Below are 8,362 nucleotides of genomic sequence, written 5' to 3' on the forward strand. Positions count from 1 at the left end.
GAAAACCTCCCGTACGGCCAGGGGCTTCTCGCTGTCCCCCCGTGGTCAGGGCAGCCGGTCCGTGCTGTCGCGGCGTACGGTCAGGGCAGCTTGATGGCTGTCGCGGCGTACGGTCAGGGCAGCTTGATGGTCGGCGCGTACATGTCGATCCACACGGCGAGGTCCAGCGTCCGCTCCAGGTCGCGCCGCGACGCCTGGTCGATCTGCGGGGTCCGCGCCGAGACCGCCTCGCCGAGCCGCCCCTTGTCGATGAGGTCGAACACCGGGTGCCCCGGCGTGGACAGCAGTTCCTTGCACTGGTCGCGCAGGGCGGCGGCGTACGTCGGGTCCTGGGTGGAGGGGTAGGGGGACTTGCGCCGCTTCACGACGGACTCGGGCAGCACGTCGGCCGCCGCCGCGCGCAGCAGCGACTTCTCCTTGCCGTCGAAGTTCTTCAGCGCCCAGGGCGTGTTGTAGACGTACTCCACCAGCCGGTGGTCGCAGAACGGGACGCGCACCTCAAGGCCGGAGGCCATGGAGGTGCGGTCCTTCCGGTCGAGCCAGATGCGGACGAACCGGGTCAGGTGCAGATAGCTGATCTTGCGCATCTGCCACTCCGGCTCGCTCTCGCCGTCGAGCCGCCGGATGCCGGCGACGGCGGAGCGGTACGAGTCCTGGATGTACGTGTCGAGGTCGAGCGACGCCTCCAGCTGGTCGCTCAGCAGGCTCTGCGGGCCCGTCCGCGGCCGGCTCCCCTGCCCGTGCCGCCCCTCCTGCCCCTCCTGCCCTTGGCCTTGGCCTTGGCCTTGGCCGAAGAACTGCTGGTGCTGTGCCAGCCAGGGAAAGGTCGTGCCCTTGCGGGCCTCGGGGTCGAAGAACTGCTTGTAGCCGCCGAAGAGCTCGTCGGCCGACTCGCCGGACAGCGCCATGGTCGCGTGCCCGCGGATCGCCTTGGCCAGCAGGTACAGCGAGGTGTCGAGGTCGCCGAGGCCGGAGGGGATGTCGCGGGCGCCGATCACCTTCCGGCGCACCTCGGGGTCGGCGATGTCGGCGGAGCTGAGCACGATGTCCTGGTGCAGGGTGCCGGACTTCCGGGCGACGTCGTGCACGAAGGGGGTGTCCGGGGCGTCGCGCAGCGCGTCGGGGACGAAGTTCTCGGTGAGCCCGACGAAGTCCACCGCGAAGCTGCGCACCTTCTCGCCCCGGCCGGCCAGCTGCGCCGCGGCGATCGCGGTCATGGCCGAGGAGTCCAGGCCGCCGGAGAGCAGGGTGCAGCTCGGCACGTCGGCGACCAGCTGGCGGCGGACGATGTCGTCGAGGAGTTCCCGCACCCGCGCCACCGTGGTGTCCCGGTCGTCGGTGTGCTCCCTGGTCTCCAGAGTCCAGTAGCGGGTGGTGCGGATGCCCGTACGGCCGACGGCGACGACGGTGCCCGGCTCGACCTCGCGCATGCCCTCCCACACGGCGTGGCCGGGCGTCTTGATGAAGGCGAACAGCTCGCGGAAGCCGTCGGCGGTGACGGTGCGTTCGGCGAGCGGGTTGGCGAGGATCGCCTTGGGCTCGGAGCCGAAGAGGACGCCGTCGGGGGTGGGGTAGTAGTAGAAGGGTTTGATGCCCGAGCGGTCGCGGACCATCAGGAGGCGCTGCTCGCGGCCGTCCCAGATCGCGAAGGCGTACATGCCGTTGAGCCGCTCGGCGACGGCGTCGCCCCACTCCAGATAGCCGCGCAGCACGGCCTCGGTGTCCGAGTGGGTGGTGAACTCATGGCCGCGGGCCGCGAGTTCGGCACGCAGCTCGGTGAAGTTGTAGACCTCGCCGGAGTACACCATGGAGACGGTGCCGTGCGGGGTGTCCGCGTTCATCGGCTGTGCGCCGCCGGGCGGGTCGATGATGGCGAGCCGGCGGTGGCCGAGCGCGACATGGCGGTCCAGGTAGGTGCCGCGGCCGGCCGGGCCGCGGCAGGCCATGGGGTCGGTCATGGCGTCCACGGTCGGCTGCTGGGTGCGCAGGTCGCGATCGAAGGCGACCCACCCTGCGATGCCGCACATATGTCTCCTGCCTTTCTGTATGAATTGCCCTGGGCATCCGGAATGGCCATGGGTCCGCCCTCGGCGGATTTCACGAATACCCGCCGCGGTGGCGCAATGGCGCTGCGGCCGGGTGGAGTTCACGCGGCGGCCGGCCGCTTCGGGATTCGCGCGCCGAGCAGGCCGCGAACAGCATCGCGGTGAACGGCTCAGAGGGTCTTGCACAAACGCGACATGCCCGTCGCGCGGCCGCTCAGCAGTTCACTGGTGAACTGGTCGGGGAGGGAGTCGAGCGGACCGCCGCGGCCGGATTCGGCGCGGGCCGCGGGAAATCTTCCGGGGGTGCAGCCAATCATCGCCTTGAAGCTCCGGGTGAAGTGCGACTGATCGTGATATCCGGCCGCCGCGGCCACTTCCGCCCATGTCATCCCGCGCTTTTTGTAGCGCAGCGCCGCCTGGAGCCGCAGCACCTGCGCGAGCGACTTCGGCGGCAGGCCGACCTGTTCGAGGAAGCGGCGCTCCAGCTGGCGGTGGCTCCAGCCGGTGCCGGCGGCCAGCCGGCGTACGGACGTACGCCCGGCGCTGCGGTGCAACTGCCGCCAGGCCCAGGCGAGTTCGGGCGAGCACCGGGGCCCCGAGAGCAGCCGGGCGGTGAGCACCTGGTCGAGCAGGGCGAAGCGGGTGCCCCAGGTGGGCGCCTCGGCGAGCCGGCCGGCGAACCGGCGTAATCGCTCGCCGAACAGCTCGGCCACATCCACGTTCCGGCAGGCCAGTTGGGCCATCGGCACCGCCAGCAGCCGGTACGCGGCGAGCGGCGTCAGCAGCACCGTGACCCCGTGCACCGGCCCGGCGTGCTCGCCCACGGTGGCGGTCGCGTGGACGCCGCTGATCAGGGAGATCGCGGTGACCGGCCGGGTGGGCCGGACGGCGTCGGCCACCCGCAGCGGCCCGCTGAAGCCGAGGACGATCTTGACGACGCCGTCCGGCGCGACCAGCCAGCGGCCGGGCCCTCTGGCCCCGAACATGAAACCCCGGTACCCGAGCACATGGCCGCGCAGAGCTGGTCCGGACGACCCCCAGACCAGCTCTTTCGAGTGCACCGCCGTTAACTGGCCTTTACTCACGCCTGCCACCCCCGAGGCTTTCGGAACACCGGTCCATACGGAATTCGACGCGTTCTGCGCTGAGGTTTTCCCCAGATTCCCCACGAGGACAGCAGCAGCCGGGGGAACTGGTGTGAGAGGGCGCCGAAAGGCGAAGGAAGCCCGTCCGGCCAATGCCCGAACGTGTGCCGCACGAAAACAGTCGCGACAGCAGAAGTCCGTGGGCATTTGCAGAATACACAGGCGAGTTGGCGGCGGGCAGCACCGCGCACCGGGTGATATCGGGCGAGGCCGATCCGGAACCGGTCGCATGGGCGGGCATTCGCCCAGCTCACTCGGGTGGAGACGGCGCCGCGCGGCCGGGCGGCGAAGCGGTGGGATCTGCTCCGACTCGCCAAAACATGTGATCTCGGTCACTTCGGTTCGGGCATTCCCGGCCCGCCGCCGGACCGCCGGTCCATGGGCCGAGGTCGCGTTTGTACAAGACCCCTCTACGCGGTCACAGGAATGCTGTCACACAACAAGGCACCACAGGGATCCCGAAACAGAACCGTTCCCGCGGGGACCCACACCGGTGATTCGGCGCCCTCGTACCCCGCCGACAGCCCCTCACACGTTCCGTGGCCGTATCGCCCCGTGCGATCACGGCGACGGCCGCACCAGCCCAGTCCAGCCCGGTCCACGCGAGCGCTGCCGTGCCCGGGTCCAGCCCAGAACCCGCAAGCCCCGCCGTGCCCGGGTCCAGCCCGGTCCACGCAAGCCCCGCCGCGCCCGGCCGTCGCACGGGACGGCTCCGCGCTGCCGCCGGCGGCTCACGACCAGCGGCTCACGACCAGCGAGGAGATCGCATCGCATGCGCGTCAACCATGACCGTCTCCAACAGCGGATGAACCAGTTCGGCCTGGACGCCGTGGTGAGCACCACCGCGGAGAACCTGACCTATCTCACCGGTGTCGAGAGCGTGCACCTGGACATGTTCCCGCACTCCGGCCGGGCCTTCGCGGTCCTGTCCCAGGACACCCGGGCCGGCGCGGTCTTCGTCTGCGGACGCTGCGAGGTCGACCAGTTCCTGGACGCCGACGAACGGATCTCCGAGGCGATCGGCTACGGCCCCTTCTACCGGGAGCTGCCGGAGGAGGTGGACCTCGGCCACGACGACCGGCTGCTGCACACCATGACCGGCGACGCCCGCTTCCCCGACGCACTGGCCGCCCTCACCCACGCGGTCAAGCAGGTCTGCCCCGGCGGCGGCCGGGTGGCCGTCGACGAGGAGGGCGTGCCGCCGGAGTTCCTCGACGCCCTCGGCAAGGAGCTGTCCGGCTGGCAGCTGGTGCCCGCCGCCGCCCATCTGCGCCACGCCCGCCAGGTGAAGACCGCCCGCGAACAGGAACTGGTGGCGGCCGCCGCGGCCGTGGCGCAGAACGCGATCCTCGCCACCGTCGCCATCATGCGCGAGGGCGTCACCGAGCGGGAGCTGGTCCGGGAGTTCAACCGCTCGGTCGCGGCACAGGGCGGCACACCGCGGTTCACCCTCATCCGGATCGGCGCCAACGCGGTCGCCGGCCAGCGCCGCCCCACCGGCACCGTGCTCCGCCGCGGCCAGGCCGTGTGGTTCGACGTCGGGGCCGTCGTCGACGGCTACTGGTGCGACATCGCCCGCGTGTGCACGCTCGGCGAACCCGAGCAGCGGCTGGCGCGGCTGTACGCGGCCGTGCTGGCCGGCGAGGAGGCCGCACTGGAGCAGGCCCGCCCCGGCATGACCGGCCGCGAACTGTTCACGCTCACCGTCGAGGCGGTGCGCGACGCGGGCATCCCGCACTACCGGCGCAGCCATGTCGGCCACGGCATCGGCGTCGAGGTCTACGACCGGGTCCTGATCCGCCCGGACAGCACGGACGAACTGCGGGACGGCACGGTCGTCAACATCGAGACCCCCTATTACGAGTACGGCTTCGGCTGTGTGCACGTCGAGGACCCCTTCGTCGTCGGCCCGGACGGCAACCGCCTGCTGACCACCCTGGACCGCGGGCTGCTCATCGCCCCCTGAAACCCGCCCCCACCGGTTCCCACGAGGAGAAACCGTGATCTACGAGAACGTGCTGGAGACGCTCGGGGACACCCCCGTCGTCCGGTTGCGCAGGCTCCTGCCCCGGCCGCAGGACCGCGTCTACGTGAAGCTGGAAGGCGCCAACCCGTCGGGCAGCATCAAGGACCGCGCCGCCCTGCACATGGTCGAACAGGCCGAACACGACGGCCGGCTGCGGCCGGGGGCGACGCTCATCGAGTCGACCTCCGGCAACCTCGGCAAGTCCCTGGCCCTGATCGGCGCGGTCAAGGGCTACCGCATCATCCTGGTCGTCGACCCCAAGACGCCCCAGTCCGTGCTCTCCTACGCCACCAGCCTCGGCGCCGAGATCGACATGGTCGCGCGGCCGGACGCGGACGGCAGCTACCAGGCGGCCCGCATCCGCCGGGTGCGGCGGCTGGTGCAGGAGACCCCCGGCGCCCACACCCTGGACCAGTACAACAACCCCGACAACCCGCGGACCCACCGGCTGCACACCGCCCGCGAGATCACCAAGGACTTCGACCAACTGGCCGCGCTGGTCGCCACCGTCAGCACCGGCGGGCACCTGAGCGGACTGAGCGCGGGGCTCAAGGAGCAGTTCCCGGATCTGCACGTCCGCGCCGTGGACGCCGTCGGCTCCGCCGCCTTCGGCCACCGCTTCGAGCCGTACAAGATGCGCGGCATCGGCCTGAGCTGGCGCCCCGGCAACCTGCGGCCCCAGGCCGTCGACTCGCTGCACCGCGTCGCCGACACGGAGGCCCTCTCCGTCTGCCGGGTCCTGGCCGGCGAGGAGGGGCTGCTGCTCGGCGAGTCCGGCGGCGCGGCGGTCTTCGCGGCCCTCGCCTACGCCGCCGCGCACCCGGGCGCGCCGGTCCTGGCGATAGCCCCGGACACCGGCGCCAATTATCTGTACGAGACCTATGACGACCAGTGGCTGCGCGAGCACGGCACCCCGCCGGAGGTCCTCTGGCGCACCAGCGGAGACCTGCTGCACCACGCCCGTACGCCGCTCCACCCGCCCGCCCCGTTCGGCGGCGACACCGTGACCGGGACCGGAACAGGAGCCGGGACCGGGTCCGGCCAGGTAGCGATGGAGGTTCAGGCATGACGATCCGTACGGGAGCCGAATATCTCAGCGGGCTGCGCGACGGACGCGAGGTGTGGCTGAGCGGCCGCCGCGTCGACGACGTGCTCGCCGAACCGATCCTGGCCTCGGCCGCGCACACGGTGGCCCGCCTCTACGACCAGCAGCACGATCCGCTGCTGCGCGATGTGCTCACCTATGAGGACGGCGGCGAGCGCTACCCGATGTCGCTGGCCGTACCGCGCGACGCGCGGACCCTGCGGCGGCGCGGCGCCGCGTTCCGCACCACCGCCGAGGCCACCTTCGGACTGGTCGGCCGCTCCCCGGACTTCGTGAACGCCGTGGTCACCGCGTTCGCCTCGGCGAGCGGGTTCTTCGAGAGGGCCGACCCGCGCTTCGGCCGCAACGTCGCCGCGTTCCACCGCGCGTGCCTGGCGAGCGACCGGTTCCTCTCGCACGCCGCCATCAACCCGCCGCTCAGCCGCGCCCGTTCCTCCAGCGAGCAGGACGACCCGTACGTCCATCTGCGGATCGTCCGGGAGACCAGCGAGGGCATCGTGGTGCGCGGCGCCAAGCTGATCGGCACCCTGGTGCCGGTCGCCGACGAGATCGTGGTCTTCCCGCTGCCCAAGTACCACCCCGGCGACGAGGCGTACACCGTCGCCTTCGCGATCCCCGTCGCGACGCCGGGGCTGCGGATCGTCTGCCGGGAGCCGCTGGTCACCGACCCGGCCCGGCTGGTCAGCAGCCCGCTGGCGCCCTTCGAGGAGATCGACGCGACGTGCGTCTTCGACGACGTCCTCGTGCCGTGGGACCGCGTCTTCTTCCACGGCGACGTCGACGCCGCCAACCGCATGTACGACGTGACGACCGCGCGCCACCACACCGGCCAGCACGGCATCGTACGCGGCGCCGTCAAGGCGGAGCTGCTCACCGGCATCGCCGTCGCGCTGTCCGAGATGTCCGGCACCAACTCCTTCCTGCACGTCCAGGAGATGCTCGGCGAGGTGCTGGGCTCCCTGGAGCTGGCGAAGGCCGGCATCCTGGCCGCCGAGGCCGACGCCGAGATGAGCGAATGGTCCACCCTCACCCCGGCGATCGCCCCGGTGCTGGCCCTGCGCTACCACTTCCCGCGGATGACGAGCCGCATGATCGAGGTCATCCAGCTCCTCGGCGGCGGCAGCCTGCTGAGCACCCCATCCGAGGAGGATCTGAGCAGCGAGCTGTGGCCGGCCATCGAGCGCTTCTTCCGCGGCGCGGACGGCGTCCCCGCCGAGCAGCGCGTACGGCTGCTGAAGCTCGCCTGGGACGCCACGGGCAGCGCGTTCGGGCAGCGCCAGATGCAGTACGAGCGCTACCACTCCGGCGACCCGGTCCGGCTGGCCGCGGCCCAGTACTTCGGCTACCGCACCACCCCGCTGCTGGAGACCGTGCATCGCGCCCTGCGCCCCCAGGCCCCGGGAACGCCGGGAACGCCGCAGGCAGGAGCGACCCCGCAGGAGGCCGTCTCGTGATCACCGCCGAGCCCCGCCGGATACTGGTCCTGGCCGGGGCCGCCGCCCACGCCTCGCGCACCCGGTCCGTGGCGGAGCTGGTCTGCCGCGACATCGCCGCGGCCGGCGGCCGTCCCGTCCTGCGCGACCTCGCCGAACACCCGCTGCCGCTGCTGCACGCGGACCCCGACGGCGCCAACCTGGCCGACGTGCAGATCCAGGCCGCCGAGGCGGACGCCATGATCTGGGTGACCCCCTGCTACCACGGCAGCTACTCGGGCATCCTCAAGAACTGCCTCGACCACCTCCGCGAGGACGCCCTGCGCGGCAAGCCCGTCGGCATGGTGGCGGTCGGCGCGTCCCTGACAGCCGTCTCGGCATGCGACCACCTCCGCACGGTCGCCCGCACCCTGGGCTGCGTCACCGCCCCCACCCAGGCGGTCGTCTCCGGCGGCGACGCCGACTCCGGCGCGTACCCCCGGATCATCCGCATGATCGGCGAACTCCACGCACTGACCGGCGTGACGGGCCTGCTGCGCCAGTGCACGACGGCGGACGTCGGGAGCCCGGCATAATCCCCGCGCGCGCCCGCGGCGGAACTCCTAGGG

Annotated in this window: 6 protein-coding genes; 4 read left to right on the top strand and 2 right to left on the bottom strand. The window is 71.8% G+C overall.

Going from position 1 to position 8,362, the window contains the following annotated elements:
* Positions 1-113 precede the first annotated feature (113 nt).
* Positions 114-2,027 (bottom strand): asparagine synthase (glutamine-hydrolyzing), encoded by a 1,914-nt coding sequence (gene asnB / locus ACFU99_RS23915; RefSeq protein WP_384395173.1) that lies wholly within the window; start codon positions 2,025-2,027, stop codon positions 114-116.
* A 188-nt stretch (positions 2,028-2,215) separates the two neighbouring features.
* Positions 2,216-3,031: a helix-turn-helix domain-containing protein gene (locus tag ACFU99_RS23920; protein ID WP_384395175.1), complete on the bottom strand. Its 816-nt coding sequence runs from the start codon at positions 3,029-3,031 to the stop codon at positions 2,216-2,218.
* Between the two features lie 931 nt (positions 3,032-3,962).
* Here ACFU99_RS23920 and ACFU99_RS23925 point away from each other — a divergent pair.
* From ACFU99_RS23925 to ACFU99_RS23940, 4 genes are read left to right on the top strand one after another with little or no spacing between them, the layout of a single operon-like run.
* On the top strand, positions 3,963-5,156 hold the full coding sequence (locus ACFU99_RS23925; RefSeq protein WP_384395177.1) for a M24 family metallopeptidase: 1,194 nt from the start codon (positions 3,963-3,965) through the stop codon (positions 5,154-5,156).
* Positions 5,157-5,190: 34 nt separating this feature from the next.
* Positions 5,191-6,285, top strand: a complete 1,095-nt coding sequence (locus ACFU99_RS23930; RefSeq protein WP_384395179.1) for a PLP-dependent cysteine synthase family protein — start codon at positions 5,191-5,193, stop codon at positions 6,283-6,285.
* The gene (locus tag ACFU99_RS23935) at positions 6,282-7,775 is read left to right on the top strand and encodes a 4-hydroxyphenylacetate 3-hydroxylase family protein (protein ID WP_384395181.1); all 1,494 of its coding nucleotides are present in this window, start codon (positions 6,282-6,284) and stop codon (positions 7,773-7,775) included. The genes ACFU99_RS23930 and ACFU99_RS23935 overlap by 4 nt, the downstream gene beginning before the upstream one ends.
* Entirely contained in the window at positions 7,772-8,329 is a 558-nt protein-coding gene (locus ACFU99_RS23940; protein ID WP_384395183.1) for an NADPH-dependent FMN reductase, read from the top strand. Before ACFU99_RS23935 ends, ACFU99_RS23940 begins: the two co-directional genes overlap by 4 nt.
* Positions 8,330-8,362 lie beyond the last annotated feature (33 nt).

Origin of the sequence: Streptomyces sp. NPDC057654 (genome assembly GCF_042800135.1) — a bacterium.
GTDB lineage: Bacteria > Actinomycetota > Actinomycetes > Streptomycetales > Streptomycetaceae > Streptomyces.